A 14,515-nucleotide genomic window follows, 5' to 3' on the forward strand; every position below is an offset into this window, starting at 1 on the left:
AAGGGTCGTCCCGTCGAGGAGGCCGTTTCACCGTGAGGGGCGCGGGTAGACGGTGGCCTCGTCGGAGAGGAGGCTTCGAGGTGAACTACGCCGAATTCATAGAGGCCGTGGCAAGGCGCGCCGGGGTGCCGTCGGAGAAGGCCGAAGCAGTCAGCCGCGCGACATTGGAAACGTTGACCGACCGGGTCACCGCCGGTCAGGCGAGCAACATCGCCGGGCAGCTTCCGAGAGAGCTACGACAGCATCTGCACAAGACCACCACCGCTATCGGGTCGCAGAACGCCGAGCCGTTCGGGCTGGACGAGTTTGTCGAGCGGGTGGCGGCCCGCGCCGGGGTCGACGTGGCGATGGCGGACGCCGGTATGCGGGCCGTGCTCAGCACCATCGGTGAGGCCGTGAGCAAGGATGAGTTGGAGGACCTGGTTTCGCAGCTCCCGAAGGAGTTCTGGGAGATCATCCAGGCCGGCGCGCGGGTCGAGGTCAGGCCGCGCGGCGCATAGCGGAGGGATCGCGGGCTCCGAGCAGCAGCAACGGGTCGACGCGGCGCTCCCGCACCCCCCTTTCTGGGGGCTGCCCCCTGAACTGCCTGGGATCCGGTCAACGTTGGCAGCAGCGGTGACGGGCCGGACTGCGGGAGCCGTGCTTGTTGGTGTCTTCAACAGCAGCTTGGCTTCCTCGCCGCTCAGCGGCGGATCAGACCCCTACTGGCTGTGCTGCCCAAGCGTTGGCGAGCTCCGTGCTGACCTGGCTCAGGAGGGTGGTGAAGGTCGGCGCGAGTGGAGTCAGGGTGGTGTCGACTGCGGTGACGGCGTAGATCTGGCGGTGCAGGCGGGGCCGCGTGAGTTCGCGGTGGACGGCTCCGGGCGTGGAAGCGATGGTCAGTCGGGAGAGCATGGCGACGCCGATGCCGGTGCCGACGAGGGATTGGGCGACGTTGTACGGCGGTGCTGCTGGCCAGCCCTGGCGCGCACCTGGCCATCCGAATCGGCGGTGCCGCCGTGCTCTGTGCCCTGGGCGCGCAGACCCTGTGGTCGCTGCGTCAGCCGGCTGCTCTCCATAAAGCGGTCGAGGAACGGAAATCCGGAGAGGGCAGGCGCGCCTTCATCGTCGGCGTGGCCACCAGCCTGGGTAATCCCAGAGCTGGTGTCTTCGCCGTGTCGTTGCTGCCGCAGTTCGTCACTACCCATGGCCCGGTCCTCGCATCCTGCATCGCCCTAGGCGTTGTCTGGGCATCCGTGTCAGGCGCCTGGTTCTGCTGTTTCGTGTGGGCCATCGACAAGGGGCGCTCGAGAGTCACCAGACCGACCTTCCGGCGCGTCATGCAGGCATTCACGGGAGTGACGCTGCTGTGTCTCGGTGTCGCGGTCGCAGCAGGTGCTTGACCGCTGCGCAGTGGCCGGTTGGCGCCGATCAGCGCAGGGTCAGCCGGGTTGAGGACTCCGCCGCCATGTACCAGTCGTCACCCGCATAGGTCACCGTGAAGGTGGTGTTCCGCTTCATCGGGTACTGCACCGTCAGGGTCAGGTTTTCGTCGACCTCGCCCTGGGCGATCACCTGCGGGCTCCCGCCGTCGGGGGTGGCGGTGATGGTGAGCGTCCGGTTGGTGTGGAAGTTGCCGAGGTGGCCGACGACCGTGGCGGTCCGTCCCAGCCGGCCGGTGCCGCGGCTCGCCTCGACCCAGACGTACGGGTCCTTCTTGTCGATGGTCACCACCGTGCTGTGCTCAGCCGGCGAGGCGGACTCGTCACCGGCGTACCGGAGGGTGAAGGTGAAGGTTCCCGCGCTGCCGTTGCCCGGGATCTGGAACAGGACGTTCCCGTCCCGGTCCGTGTACGCCGCGGCGACCTGCTCGCTGCTGGTACCGCTGGTACGGGTCAGCGTGACCCGCCTGCCGGCCAACCCCCGGCCGTCGGCGTCGGTGAGTTGGGCGGACCAGCCGAGGTGCGTGTCGGGGTAGAGCGGGGGCTCCGGTCCCCAGTAGAGGGAAAGCCGGGTGTCGTAGGCGCCGACCACGTCGGCGTACGCATAGGCGACGTCGGATGCGTTGTCGGAGTACGTGAAGCGGTAGCGGGTCACGCCCTGCGCCGGGAAGAGCGAGAGCGTGATGCCGCCGTCCCTGGTGTAGTGCACCTCGTTGGTTTTGGAGTCGTCCGCGTGCTCCACGATGACCACCATCCGCGTCCCATCTGCGACGGGCTGGCCAGCGACGCGCAGGTCGGCGCGGAGCGTGCCCGAGGTGTACGCCGGCAGCACGATGCGCGATGCGGACAGGCTCCACGCCGTCCCGTTCGGGGCGAGGTCGTAGCGGACCAACACCGGCGAGTCGTCGTAGTAGTCGGTGCTCACCACCCAGGCCCGGGACGCGGTGCGATCGAGGGCCAGCCGGCCGTGCTTGGCGCTCGTACCGTACGGCGCGGCCACCCCGCTGCTGGTGGCCGTCCCACCCTCCGGCCACACCGAAAGGGTCCCGCCGCTGCCGATCACCAGGCGCTGACCGTCGCCCGACCAGGCGGCGACGGCGGAGGTGGCCACCGACCGGCCGAAGGTCAGCGTGTCGAGCGGGACCCGGAAGCCTCCGTCGTTGCCGGAGACGAGGACCGAGCGCCCGTCCGGCGCCATGGCGAGGTCGTCGACATTGACGCGGTCCTGCGAACCCCGCAGTGCCGTCGGCTCGTCGCCCCGGACGTCGTAGACGAGCAGGTTGGACGGGGATGCGTAGGTGTCCGCGACCGCGACCAGGCCGTTGCTGGCGGGATTGGCCGCGATCACCAGGTCCTCATCGATGCTGAGCCGCTGGGTGACTTTCCCGGACGCCCGGTCGAGCGTCCCCAGCCAGCTGCCGCCGATCGCGGGGTTGCAGTGGTGTGCCGTGAAGACCAACCGGTCGGCGGTCAGCGCGAGGTCGTCCGGACAGGCATCAACGGGCAGGCTCCACCGCCGGGTCTCGGCGAGCGTGCTGGTGTCGAACGCCGCGATGGCCCCGGCGCCGTGCAATGCGACATAGAGCGTGTCGCCGTCGAGCAGCAGGCCGGAGGCCCCGGGCAGGCCGGTCAGCCGGCGGACCTCGGTGCCCGCGAGATCGGTGACCAGGACTTCGTTCCGGTCCGGCCCGGCGGACACGAAGAGACGGCCGTGCGCCTCGTCGAGCGCGACGGCGACGGCCCGGTCGATCGGCAGCGGGACGCTGGCGGTGGCGCCGGCGGCGGCGGGAGACGCGGGAAGAACGGCAAGTCCCGACAGGAGGACTGCTACGGCGGAGAGACGGGTGACGCTGCGCATGTCGGCCCCCAAATGGTTGCTGCCCCGCAATTATTTCCACACCGGACAATTCCTGGAAAGGGGTTGTAACTGATCGACTGGCGCCCGTCGCCGCGGCCGGGGACGATTTTTCGATCTTGTACGGCAGCGCATTTATGCGGACGGCTCCCACCGGACGAAGCGCCCAGAACTTGTCAGCGAGATATCCCAAGCAGGCCCGAGCGGCAAGCAACCTGATCAAGATGGTCACACCCCGCCTGTGATCGATGCGTGCGTGGCTGGCGCCAGACACACCGTCTATGGACGGGCCGAGCGGCGGACGGCTCCCCCAAGCGGCGGGTCGACGGCGAACGAGATGACAGGAGGTGAACCTGATCGAGCCGAAAACCGAATCAGATCGGGCAGTTTCCCGGTCCGGTGTAGGGGGCGGCGTGCGGGTTGGTATGCCTGTGGGGTGGCCGAGCGTGCGAACAAGGAGCAGTCTGCGGTAGGCGGCGAGGAGCCGGCGGAGGATGGTGGGACGGCGTCCCAGACATCGCTGGCGGGTCGCCCGACGGCGGGGCTGGGGCTGCTGCTGGGCGCGTTGGGTGTCGTGTACGGCGATATCGGCACGAGCCCGCTGTACGCGCTGAAGACAGTCTTCACCCTCGACCGCAGCCTGACACCGGACGCTCCCGACGTGTTCGGGGTGATCTCGTGGGTTTTCTGGTCGATCATCCTGATCGTGTCGGTCAAGTACGTCATCTTCATCCTGCGGGCCGACAACGAGGGCGAGGGCGGGGTGATGGCCCTGGCCGCCCTCGCCCGAAGGGCGCTGCTGAAGGCCAGCGAAAGGCGCGCCGCCACCCTTCTGGCGCTCGGGGCGCTCGGCGCAGCCCTGTTTTACGGCGACAGTGTGATCACCCCGGCGATCTCGGTGTTGTCGGCGGTGGAAGGTCTGGAGGTGATCTCCCCGGGGTGGGCGGTGGTGGTGCTGCCGGCGTCGGCGGTGATCCTCACCCTGCTGTTCGCCATCCAGCGATGGGGCACCGGACGCGTTGGGGCCGTGTTCGGGCCGATCATGTTGCTCTGGTTCGCCTGTCTGGGCGTTGCCGGCGCGGCCGAGGTGGTGCGGCACCCGGGCGTTCTGGCCGGGTTGTCACCGACGTATGCGGCCCTGTTCGTCGTGGACCACCCGGTCATCGCGTTCATCGCGATGGGCGCCGTCGTGCTGGCGATCACCGGCGCCGAAGCGCTCTACGCCGACATGGGGCACTTCGGCCGCGCCCCGATCCGCCGGGCCTGGTTCGCGATCGTGTTTCCCGCGTTGACCCTCAACTATCTCGGGCAAGGCGCGTTGATCCTACGAACACCGGACAGCCGGTCTGATCCGTTCTTCCTGCTCCTGCCAGACTGGGCGCGGCTGCCGATGGTCGTCCTGGCCACCGTCGCCACGGTGATCGCGTCCCAGTCGGTGATCTCCGGAGCGTTCTCGGTGTCCCGGGAGGCCATGCGGCTGGGCTTCCTGCCGCACCTGCGCATCCGACAGACCTCCCGCCGCGAGTACGGGCAGATCTACGCGCCCGGGGTGAACTGGAGCCTGTTCGCGGCAGTCTTGCTAGTGACGTTCGCGTTCGGCTCATCCACGAACCTTGCCGCCGCCTACGGGGTAGCGGTCACCGGCACATTCCTGATCACCACAACCCTGTTCCTCGTCGTCGCGCGGGCGCGGTGGCACTGGACCACCTGGCAGCTGGTGCTGTTCGGGGTCGTCTTCGGCAGCATCGAGCTGACCTTCTTCACCGCGAACCTGGCCAAGGTCACCCACGGTGGCTGGCTGACGCTGCTCATCGCGATCATCCTGTTCACCACCCTGCTGACGTGGCGGCGCGGAGCCGAACTGGTCACCGCCCGGCGGACCGAACGCGAAGGCCCGCTCCGCGACTTCATCGACACCCTGCACGCCACGAACATCCCCTGGGTGCCGGGCACCGCGGTGTTCCCCCACCCGAACAAGGAGACCACCCCGCTGGCGCTGCGCGCGAACGTGGCGCACAACCACGTCCGGCACGACAGAATTGTGATCATCACCGGTCGCACCGCGAACGTCCCACACATTCCATGGGAGCAACGCCTGACCATCGACGATCTCGGCGACCCGAACGACGGCATCATCCACATCACCGCCGTCTTCGGCTTCCAGGACCCCACCGACTTCCCCGAGGTCCTGCGCCGCGCCGCCACCCACCCCCTCGCCGAAGGTATCGCCCACGACGAGGTCTCCTACTTCGTCTCGAGGATCACCCTGCGTTGCACCCGTCAGCCCGGGATGGCCATCTGGCGTAAACGCCTGTTCATCGCCCTCGCCCACAACGCCGCCAGTCAAGCCGAGTTCCTTCACCTGCCCGAGGAACGCACCATCGTCCTCAGCGCTGAAGTCCCCGTCTGAACCCGCCCCGATCAGCCACGGCGAGCCGTGCGGCTAGTCGTTGGTGAGCGGCGGGCGTCTGCCCTAGTCATCCTCGATGACCGGCTCGGCCCAGGCCGCGTGCACGAACTCCGACGTCCAGGCGAAGCCGTCCGATTCGCCCAGCGACAGCTTCACGGCGGCAGCGATCAGGTGCTGCCCGGCGGGCACGATGGCGACCTGCTGCCGGACTCGCCTCGCGTGGCGGATCCGGTACGTCAGACCCTCGATGTCCACGACCCCGCACTCGTCGCCCGGCGCATCCACCGAGGTCGACTCGACCGTCACGGACCAGCCTTCCTTGCTGGCCTTGTGGAGCCACACCTCGAAGGCGCGCTGCTTGCCGTCCTGCTCTGAGACCCGGGCGATGATCTCGATCGGATCCGTTCGGTGGTCCACCTCTGTCCTCCGCCGGTCGGCCGAGAGTGCACCTTAACGGTTCGCGGTGGTGCGGGCGGCCCTGGTGAGGAGGAGGTCCGCCATCGGGTCGGCGATCCGATGGCGCGGGATGGCAGACTGCGCCCATGCAGCAGCCACCCGCCATCACCCCGGAGACCGCCGACTGGACCTTCGTCATCACCGAAGGCTGCGCGGAGTGCGGCTTCTCCCCGCAGGAGGTCACGTCCACGGGGGAGCGGCTGCGCGCCACGATCCCGACCTGGCGGGCCGCCCTGGCGCGGGACGACGCCTCCGCACGGCCGGTGCCGACGGTCTGGTCCCCGGTGGAGTACGCCTGCCACGTCCGCGACACCTGCCGGATCTTCCGCGAGCGGCTGGAGCTGATGCTGCGGGAGGACGATCCGGTCTTCGCCAACTGGGACCAGGACGCGACGGCCGTCGAGGAGGACTACTTCCACCAGGCCCCGGCCGAGGTGGCCGACCAGTTGGCCGCGGAGGCGGAGGCGACGGCGGCGGCGTTCGACGCGGTCCGGGCGGACCAGTGGGAGCGGCCGGGCCGACGCAGCAACGGCTCGGTCTTCACGGTCGACACCTTCGCGGTCTACTTCCTGCACGACATCGAGCACCACGTCCACGACGTCACCCGCTGACCGCTCGGCCCGATCGCGGAAAGTCCTCTCGACGTTCCGTCGCGTACGGGTCAGACTCCGGGGATGCGGGTCGCACTGGACGCCGGCTGGTCCATCGAGCTGGTCGGGGCGTGGACGCCGGCGCGTCCGGGGGATGGCGTGAGCACCTGGCGCGCCCCGGGACGGACCATGCTCGCCGCTCGGTGTGTCTGGCGCTGCGCGGACGCCGCCGACATCATCGCCTCCCTGGACAGCGAGCTGCCACCGAACCCGGCCGGCAAGGTGGGGGAGGGCGGCAGCGACGGCATCGGGGTCCGCGCCGCCTGGCTGTACCGCGACACCGCTGAGGCCCGGCACACGCTGTGCGGGTACACCTTCACCGACGGCGACTGCCTGGAGACGATCCTGGCCGGCGCGGACACCGACGACCCGGCCTGGGCTTTCGAGGCGTGGCGCTCGGTCACGCGGTCGGGTCCCGGCAGGTGAGCAGGGGCGTTAGGCGCGGTCCGCTTCGTCCATGAGGGACCGGAGGCACGGCCGGAGCAGGTCCACGATCCGCTCGGGCGGCGCGTCGCGTACGCCGTCGAGTTGCAGCAGGTAGCGGCCGATCACCGCGCCGATCGTGACGGCGCCGACCAGGCCGGCGCGGACCTCGCGGGCGGCGTTCGGGCGGGTGAGCATGGAGCGCAGCATGGCGATCAGCTCGGTCGGCTCGGACGCCATCTTGGCCCCGAGCGAGGAGAGCAGCTGCTCGGTCAGGTCGCTGGGGTCGTCCGCGGCGGTCTCCTCGGCGGGCAGTGGCACGGCCGCGGCGAACAGCTGCTAGATCGAAATGGGCAATCAGTGGTCCCCACGCTCCTGCTCACGCTCCTCGCCGGTCTCCTCGCCGGGAACGCCGTCCCGCACCTAGTGAAGGGACTGACCAGGGAGCGCTTCCCGACGCCGTTCGGGGGCTCGCCGGTGGTCAACGTGGTCGCGGGCTGGGCGATGGTCAACCTGGCCGGGCTGCACCCGGTCTGGGCCGACCTCGACCGCTTCCCGCGCCAGGCATGGATCGCCGGGTCGCTCGGCGTGTTGGCGATCGCCCTGTTCCACGCCCGGATCGGCGCCTTCGGCCGGATGGACTGACCGTCCGAACCGACGACAACGGGGGCCGGTCCGACCGGCCCCCGTCCGTGCCGGAAAGAGCTATGGCTTCCAGGAGCCCGCCGTCTTCAGCCGGTGCTCGTACTCCACCGTGCCGTTCTTGTCCTTCACGTCGAAGATCAGCTGACCCGTCCGCTTGCTGCCGGCCGGGAGGTCGTTGCCCGAGGGGAGCAGCTTGCCGCAGCCGGAGAGCGCGCCGCCCATCCCGCTGGCCTCCGTCCCGTCGGCGCCGACCCAGCGGAAGAAGAACGGGTTGAACGAGCCCGTGCCCTTGGTGACCTCCGCGGTGACGTCCGCGATCACGTACATGCCCTCCTCCGGCCCGGGCATGTAGGTCTTGCAGGCCTTGGCCGAGGTGCGGAAGTTGTCGACGGTGAGCTGGATCGTGCCGTCCTCGTCGTCGATGACCAGCGTGTCGCCCGGCTCCATGTTGAACGTCTCGCCGGTGGTCCGGTCGGCGTCCGGTGTCGGGTCCGCGGCGCCGCTGGACGGCTCGTCGACCGGCGCGTTGGTCACCGCCGGGGTGGGCAGGCTCTCGGTGGCCTTCTCCACCTTCTTGGCGCCGGCGTAGATCGCGAAGATGCCGCCGCCGCAGCAGAGCAGGAGGAGCACAGCGGCCGCGATGCCGATGGTCAGCCAGACCTTCTTCCTCGACCGGGGCGCGGCCGGCGGCGGCGCGCCGAACGGCTGGCCTGGGGCCGGCGGGTACGGCCCGCTCGGCGAGTAGCCACCACCCGAAACCGGCGGCGGATAGCCGCCGCCCGACATCGACGGCGGCGGGTAGGGCGTGCCGGAGACGGGCGGCTGGGGCGTAGTCGGTGGGTACGGGGCACCCGACACCGGCGGCATCGGCGCGGTGGGAAACGCCTGCGTCGGTGGTTCCGGGGGCTGCTGGTTCGGGTCCTGCGATCCGAACGGAGGCTGAGGGTGGCTCACCGTACTCCTAGGGGCGCCTTCGAAGATCTTCAGTCGCACCGACGGTACCGGTGATGAACAACCTGCCCGCCACGGCCTCAGGACGAGGGCAGCACGGCGGCGGTGCGGACCAGGTCGGCGTCCACGCTGAACCGTCCGGTGATCAGCGCCGGCGGGTCGGCGACCGGGGCGGCGTGCAGCCGGGCCGGCGCGATCCGGGCGGTGAACGTCCCGGCGTCCGGGTCGAGGGTCACCCGGGCGTCGTGGAAGTCGAGCCAGGTGCCGACGACCGGGTGCCAGAGCTTGTAGACGGTCTCCTTGGCGCTGAACACCACCGCCGGCCAGGAGACCCCGGCCGGCAGCCCGGCGAGGTCCGCCTCCTCCTCGGGCAGGCAGATCATCCGGCGTACTCCCGCGCTGAGCTCCCTGTGCCGCTCGGCGTCCAGGCCGACCGACCGGATCTCGCCGGACCGGGCCGCGGCCGCCGCGCAGTAGCCGTGGGTGTGGGTGATGGCGCCGACCACGCCGGCCGGCCAGACCGGGGACCGGTCGGTCGCCGCGGGCACCGGCGCGGCCGGCAGCCCGAGGGCGGCCAGCGCCCGCCGGGCGCAGACCCGGCCCGCGGTGAAGTCGCGCCGGCGGCTCGGCACCGCGCGGTCGCTCAGGCAGGCCAGCTCGGCGGGGAGTAGATCGCCGGCCCAGTCGTCGGGACCGGCCACGGCCACCGCGACCACCGGCGGCAGCAGGTCACGCATCACCCACCTCCTTCAGGTACGACCGCAGCGCGTCACCTCGGCGTCGAGCCGGTCGGTCGGCACCGGCGGCGCCTCCGGCCAGAGCCGGACCACCGGCTCGCCGTCCCGAGCATCCCAGGTGCCGACCACCCGACTCCGGTGCACCACCACCGGCGAGATCCAGCCGGCCAGCCCGAGCCGAGGTGCGCGGCGACCCCGGCGAGGCGGCCCCCCCACGGCGATGACGTCCACGCCGGCGGGCCGGCCGAGCAGGTGTCGCCCCGCCCGCCAGCCGAGGACCCGGTCGACGGTCAACTGTCGGACGGCCATGACCGGTGAACGTACCGCAACGATGTAACGCCGGAGAGTTTCGTGGCGCTCTACGGGCGTCATTGGGGGGACTGAAATCCACACTCGACGGCAGCGCGGCGCTCGACGGCGGCCGACTGTCCGGACACGGCGAGGGGATATGGGATGACAGGTGGGGACGAATCCGGCACGCGGCCGGGCGAGCACTCTCCGGTGACTCCTGACTGGAGCTGCGGCACCTGTGGCGACGACTGGCCGTGCAGCACGAAGCGGAACCGACTGCTCGACGAGTACCAGGTGGACCGGGCCTCGCTGAGCGTCTACCTCGGATCCTGCCTCGCCGCCGCCAGTCAGGACCTGCGCACCGCGCCGGTCTCGTCCCTGCAGGACCGGTTCATCGGCTGGGTGCCGCGCAGCCCGCGCACCGCCTGACCTCCGCCGTGTGGTGGCCGCCCCGAGCGGCGGAACGGCCACCACGGGCGGTTCACCGGCGGCGGGGCCGCCGGGTCAGGGCGAAGCCGACCACCCCGGCCACCGCGGCGAGGACGCCGCCGGCCGTGGTCCAGACCCAGCGCGAGCCGGGCTCGGGGAGCCAGCCGGTGAGGCTGCTCTCCTCCTCCGCCACGGGCTCGGCCGTCGGCTCGGTGGTCAGCACCGTCCCGGCGCGGTTGGCCGGCACCAGCGGCGCCTTCAGCTCCCCGTCGTCGCCCGACGCGCCGCCCTCGCCGTCCGCGCCGACCAGGAGGTCCACGTCGATCGGCTGGCCCAGGTCCGGCTCCGGCAGGTCGACCACGGAGAGCCGGACGTAGTAGGTGCCGGGCAGCGGGTCGGCGGACCACGCCTCGGCCCACGGCCGGACCCGACGCAGCGTGCAGCCGAGGGTCACGCTGGTCGCCGCCGCGTCCACGGTCGGCGTCTGCGCCCCGGCCGTGCAGGCCTGCCGGCGACGCAGCCCGTCGAAGACGTCCACGGTCCAGGTGGAGGCGCCGCTGCGGCCCTTCGGGAAGGTGACCGTGGCGGTGACCTGGTGGACCTGCCCGGCCTGCGCGGGGAACGCCCAGTAGAGGTGGTCACCGGTCGAGGCGCCGACCCGGACCGGCTGGCCGGCGGTGATCGCGGTGGCGGTGAGGAAGGACGTGCCGGCCTTGGTGACCGTGGCCGCGCCCGGCGAGGGGGTGGGCGTGGGGGCGGCCGAGGCGGCGGCCGGGGGAAGGGCCAGTCCGGCGGCGACCAGCGCCGCCGCGGACCTGAGCAGGGTACGCATCCTCAGTTCTCCCTCCAGGTGGCGACCCGCCAGCGGGTGAGCAGCCCGGCGACCAGCCCGGTGAGCAGCCCGGCCAGGGTGAGCAGGAGCAGCAGGGTCCAGCCGCGGCCCAGGTCCGGGCCGTCCGGGGCGGGGGAGGAGGCGACCACGTCGACGGTCAGCTCCACCGGCATGCCGGGCGTGGCCTCGGTGCCGGGGCGGGGCGCGAAGGCGTTGCTGACCACCAGGCAGACCGTCTGCGCGGGCCGCGTGCCGCTCGGCTCGGGCGTCGGCATCGTGGCGTCCTCCGCCGCCGACCAGCGCAGGCCGGCCGAGATCACGTCGGTGCGTCCGCTGCCGGCGTCCACGCCCCGGACGAATTCCCGGCCGTCCGGGGCGGTGGCCCGCAGCAGCACCCCGTAGTCCGGGTTGACCGGCCGGTCGAGCGCCACGCTGACCGAGGCGCGCAGTTCCTGTCCGGCCCGCACCGGCACCCGGTACCAGCGGTGCTCGGAGAACGCCTCCCGGTCGGTGTAGACGCCGGGGGCGAGCAGCGGGGCGGTCCCGCACCCGGCCGCGCCGCCGACCACCGTCGGGGTGGCCGTGTACGTGTCCCGGGCCCGGTCCACCAGCTGCTTGATCCGGCCGGTCAGCTCGTCGGCGCTCTGCGCCGCCGTGTACGTCCCGCCGGTCGCCCCGGCGATGCAGAGCAGCTGCCGGCGTACCTTCTCGTCGGGGGCCAGGCCGAGGGTGTCGACCACCAGCCGGGTGCCCTGCGCGGCCAGTTCCCGGGCCACCTCGCAGGGGTCGGGCGGGGCGCAGGTGTCCTCGCCGTCGGTGATCAGCACGATCCGGCGGGCGGTGGCGCCGGTGCCGAGGTCCTCAGCGGCCGAGCGGAGCGCCAGCCCCACCGGGGTGAAGCCGGTCGGTCGCAGCGTGGCCACGGCCGCCTTCGCCTGGGCCCGGTCGACCGGGCCGACCGGCACGATCTGCTGGGTGTCCTGGCAGCCCTTCTTCTTGTCCTTGCCCCGGTAGGTCGCGCCGAGCACCCGGATGCCGAGCTGGGTCTCGTCCGGCAGCGCGTCGACCACCTCGTTGAACGCCTGCTGGGCGACCGAGATCCGGCTGCGCCCGTCGATGTCCCGGGCCCGCATCGAGCCGCTGACGTCGAGGACCAGCTCGACCTTGGGCGGTTCGGCGGGGGGCTCGGTGGTCTCGTCGTCGGCCACGGCGGGCGTCGGACCGATCAGCGCGGTCGCGGCCAGCAGTCCCAACAGGACGGCCGTCGATCGTCTCTTGTTGATCACCGGCCGAAGTGTAGTGAGATCCACTTTAGATGATCATCCGGGTCGGGTCCTGGTCCCCGTCGACGTGCGGGGGTGAACAAGGCGTCCGCCGGCCGTCATGAATTCGTAAGGTTTCCGTCAGATAACCGATTGTCAACTGCCGGATGTGAACCATTCGGCCGGTGGTGCATCCGTCGGAAATCTGACCCAACTCCACCCGTTGTGAACGTGCTGGAGTGTGGTTAAGCTCTTCATGCGCGCCCCAATCGCCCGCTTCCCCCGTGGCAGGCGATCGGGGCGCGCTTCTCTTTGCCCGACCCGCTCCGGCGGCCGTACGGGCCACACCGCTCCGGGCTCAGATCCAGCGGCCGTCCAGCCACATCCGGGCCGACCAGTCCGCGTACGGCAGCAGCCGGCCGACGAAGATCGGGTAGAAGTAGGCGAAGCAGAGCGCCACCAGCAGCACGTACGCGCCGGCGATGATCCCGCCGACCAGCCGCCGGTCGGAGACCTCCTCCGCCGCGGGCGCGACCGCGACCCTCGACCCGACGGGCGCCCCGGCCGGCGAGATGATCGCGCCGAGCACGTAGACCACCGCCAGCACCAGGAACGGCAGCGCCGGCGCGGCGTAGAAGGAGAACATCGTCCGCCCGTCCAGGGCGAACCAGAACCAGGGCAGCAGGCCGGCGGCCGCGCAGAGCAGGATCGCCCCGGCCCGCCAGTCCCGCCGAGCCGCCCCGAGCCAGCCGGTCGCCACCAGCGCCGGCAGGAACGACCACCAGAGCAGCGGGGTGCCGAGCAGCAGGATCTCCGAGGCGCAGCTCGGCGCGCCGCAGGCGCCGTCGCCCGACCAGTAGAAGGCCACCGGCCGGCCGAGCAGCAGCCACTGCCACGGCCAGGACTGGTACTTGTGCGGGGCGTCCAGCGTGGTGTGGAAGCCGTACGCGGCCTTGTGGTACTCCCACAGGTTGATCAGCGGGCCGATCACCGGGGCGTCGCTCAGCCCGGGGGTGTTCGGGTAGCGGCTGGCCAGCCGGTAGTAGCCGTCGTCGGTGAGCAGCCAGCCGGACCAGGTGACCAGGTACGTGCCGACCATCAGCACCCCGGCCAGCAGCAGCCAGGGCAGCTCGTCGAGGAGGGCGTCCCGCCACGGACGGCGTACCCCGGCGGAGCGGCGGACGCCGACCTCCCAGAGGATCACCAGCAGCGCGAAGGCCGGCAGGAAGTAGAGGCCGCTCCACTTGACCGCGCAGGCGCAGCCGAGCAGGACCCCGGCGAGCAGCCGCCACCACGGCCAGTCCCGCCAGCCGGACGACGGCCGGCCGGCCCGCCCCGGACGGGACGGGTCCAGCCCCGCGTCCAGCGCGCGGGCCCAGCGGCGCCGTCGGGCGTCCCGGTCGAGCACCAGGGCGCCGAACGCGGCCAGCACGAAGAGCAGCAGGAAGATGTCGAGCAGGGCGGTGCGGGAGAGCACCAGGTGGAAGCCGTCCAGGGCGAGCAGCAGCCCGGCCGCGCAGCCCAGCGTGGTGGAGCGGAACAGCCGCCGGCCGATCCGGACCAGCAGCAGCACCGAGAGCGTCCCGGCGACGGCCGCCGCGAAGCGCCAGCCGAACTCGGGGGCGGCGGTCATCAGGTGCCCCGGGACGGAGATCTTCGTCTCGGCGTCCTGGTAGCCGAAGGCCCACTCGCCGAACCCGATCAGCCACTTCCCGAGCGGCGGGTGCACCACGTACGACGGGCCGTTGTCCTTGTAGTTCCACTCGACGCCCCGGTCGACCAGGCCGTACGCGTCGCGGGCGTAGTAGATCTCGTCGAAGATCTTGCCGTTGGGGCCGCTCAGCCCGACGAACCGCAGGATCGCCGCGATCAGCACGACCACCCCGGTGGCCAGCCAGGCGTGCCCGTCGAGCCGGGCGTCGACGGTGGCGAGCCGCCGCCGGACGACCGCCGGGAGGCCGCCCCCGCCCGTCGCCGCGGACTCGTCGGCCGGGTCGGCGGCGGGGTGGCCGGTCGTCGTCGGGTCCGACCCGGACCGGCCCGCGATGGCGCTCTGTGCTGTCGACGCACTCGTCACCGGGCGATCGTAGGCTGCGAAGGTGACCGGTGGTGCCTGTCGTCTCCGAGATTGGCACCGCCGCCGATGAAGGAGC

General features: G+C 71.6%; 16 protein-coding genes. 7 read left to right on the forward strand and 9 right to left on the reverse strand.

Translation table 11 applies throughout. The features are described from left to right. Positions 1-80 precede the first annotated feature (80 nt). Positions 81-500, forward strand: a complete 420-nt coding sequence (locus EV384_RS34725) for a DUF2267 domain-containing protein (protein ID WP_165439888.1) — start codon at positions 81-83, stop codon at positions 498-500. A gap of 444 nt (positions 501-944) precedes the next feature. After that, positions 945-1,382 carry a LysE family translocator gene (locus EV384_RS07615; protein ID WP_165439889.1) on the forward strand — a complete coding sequence of 146 codons (438 nt, stop codon included), beginning with the start codon at positions 945-947 and terminating at the stop codon, positions 1,380-1,382. Between the two features lie 28 nt (positions 1,383-1,410). Here EV384_RS07615 and EV384_RS07620 read toward each other — a convergent pair whose 3' ends face one another. Then, positions 1,411-3,279, reverse strand: a complete 1,869-nt coding sequence (locus tag EV384_RS07620; RefSeq protein ID WP_130331418.1) for a WD40 repeat domain-containing protein — start codon at positions 3,277-3,279, stop codon at positions 1,411-1,413. A gap of 433 nt (positions 3,280-3,712) precedes the next feature. Here EV384_RS07620 and EV384_RS07625 point away from each other — a divergent pair, with 433 nt between their 5' ends. Continuing rightward, a complete protein-coding gene (locus EV384_RS07625) occupies positions 3,713-5,686 on the forward strand; it encodes a potassium transporter Kup (RefSeq protein WP_242623978.1) in 1,974 nt (657 codons plus the stop codon). 63 nt (positions 5,687-5,749) lie between these two features. Here EV384_RS07625 and EV384_RS07630 read toward each other — a convergent pair whose 3' ends face one another. Next, a complete protein-coding gene (locus EV384_RS07630) occupies positions 5,750-6,103 on the reverse strand; it encodes a hypothetical protein (RefSeq protein ID WP_130331420.1) in 354 nt (117 codons plus the stop codon). A 125-nt stretch (positions 6,104-6,228) separates the two neighbouring features. On the opposite strand from EV384_RS07630, the gene EV384_RS07635 reads away from it, so the two are divergent. Together EV384_RS07635 and EV384_RS07640 are read left to right on the forward strand one after the other, a co-directional pair. After that, positions 6,229-6,753 (forward strand): DinB family protein, encoded by a 525-nt coding sequence (locus tag EV384_RS07635; RefSeq protein ID WP_130331422.1) that lies wholly within the window; start codon positions 6,229-6,231, stop codon positions 6,751-6,753. Positions 6,754-6,816: 63 nt separating this feature from the next. Continuing rightward, a complete protein-coding gene (locus tag EV384_RS07640; RefSeq protein ID WP_130331424.1) occupies positions 6,817-7,218 on the forward strand; it encodes a hypothetical protein in 402 nt (133 codons plus the stop codon). 9 nt (positions 7,219-7,227) lie between these two features. On the opposite strand, the gene EV384_RS07645 is transcribed toward EV384_RS07640, so the two are convergent. Then, on the reverse strand, positions 7,228-7,536 hold the full coding sequence (locus tag EV384_RS07645) for a TetR/AcrR family transcriptional regulator (protein WP_130331426.1): 309 nt from the start codon (positions 7,534-7,536) through the stop codon (positions 7,228-7,230). A gap of 39 nt (positions 7,537-7,575) precedes the next feature. On the opposite strand from EV384_RS07645, the gene EV384_RS07650 reads away from it, so the two are divergent. Next, positions 7,576-7,860: a hypothetical protein gene (locus EV384_RS07650; RefSeq protein WP_130331428.1), complete on the forward strand. Its 285-nt coding sequence runs from the start codon at positions 7,576-7,578 to the stop codon at positions 7,858-7,860. A 60-nt stretch (positions 7,861-7,920) separates the two neighbouring features. Here EV384_RS07650 and EV384_RS07655 read toward each other — a convergent pair whose 3' ends face one another. From EV384_RS07655 to EV384_RS07665, 3 genes are all read right to left on the reverse strand, one after another. Further along, a complete protein-coding gene (locus EV384_RS07655; RefSeq protein ID WP_242623979.1) occupies positions 7,921-8,727 on the reverse strand; it encodes a DUF4352 domain-containing protein in 807 nt (268 codons plus the stop codon). A gap of 164 nt (positions 8,728-8,891) precedes the next feature. Next, complete coding sequence (locus EV384_RS07660) at positions 8,892-9,548, reverse strand: 4'-phosphopantetheinyl transferase family protein (RefSeq protein ID WP_130331432.1); 657 nt, start codon at positions 9,546-9,548, stop codon at positions 8,892-8,894. Between the two features lie 12 nt (positions 9,549-9,560). After that, complete coding sequence (locus EV384_RS07665) at positions 9,561-9,857, reverse strand: hypothetical protein (RefSeq protein WP_130331434.1); 297 nt, start codon at positions 9,855-9,857, stop codon at positions 9,561-9,563. A gap of 192 nt (positions 9,858-10,049) precedes the next feature. Here EV384_RS07665 and EV384_RS07670 point away from each other — a divergent pair, with 192 nt between their 5' ends. After that, the gene (locus EV384_RS07670; protein WP_242623980.1) at positions 10,050-10,268 is read left to right on the forward strand and encodes a hypothetical protein; all 219 of its coding nucleotides are present in this window, start codon (positions 10,050-10,052) and stop codon (positions 10,266-10,268) included. Between the two features lie 52 nt (positions 10,269-10,320). Here the strand turns inward: EV384_RS07670 and EV384_RS07675 are convergent, their stop codons facing one another. The 3 genes from EV384_RS07675 to EV384_RS07685 form a co-directional block, all read right to left on the reverse strand. Further along, positions 10,321-11,100 (reverse strand): peptidase, encoded by a 780-nt coding sequence (locus EV384_RS07675; RefSeq protein ID WP_130331438.1) that lies wholly within the window; start codon positions 11,098-11,100, stop codon positions 10,321-10,323. A 2-nt stretch (positions 11,101-11,102) separates the two neighbouring features. Then, entirely contained in the window at positions 11,103-12,386 is a 1,284-nt protein-coding gene (locus EV384_RS07680) for a VWA domain-containing protein (RefSeq protein ID WP_130331440.1), read from the reverse strand. Positions 12,387-12,720: 334 nt separating this feature from the next. After that, a complete protein-coding gene (locus tag EV384_RS07685) occupies positions 12,721-14,439 on the reverse strand; it encodes a dolichyl-phosphate-mannose--protein mannosyltransferase (RefSeq protein WP_130331442.1) in 1,719 nt (572 codons plus the stop codon). Positions 14,440-14,515 lie beyond the last annotated feature (76 nt).

The organism is Micromonospora kangleipakensis, assembly GCF_004217615.1.
GTDB lineage: Bacteria > Actinomycetota > Actinomycetes > Mycobacteriales > Micromonosporaceae > Micromonospora > Micromonospora kangleipakensis.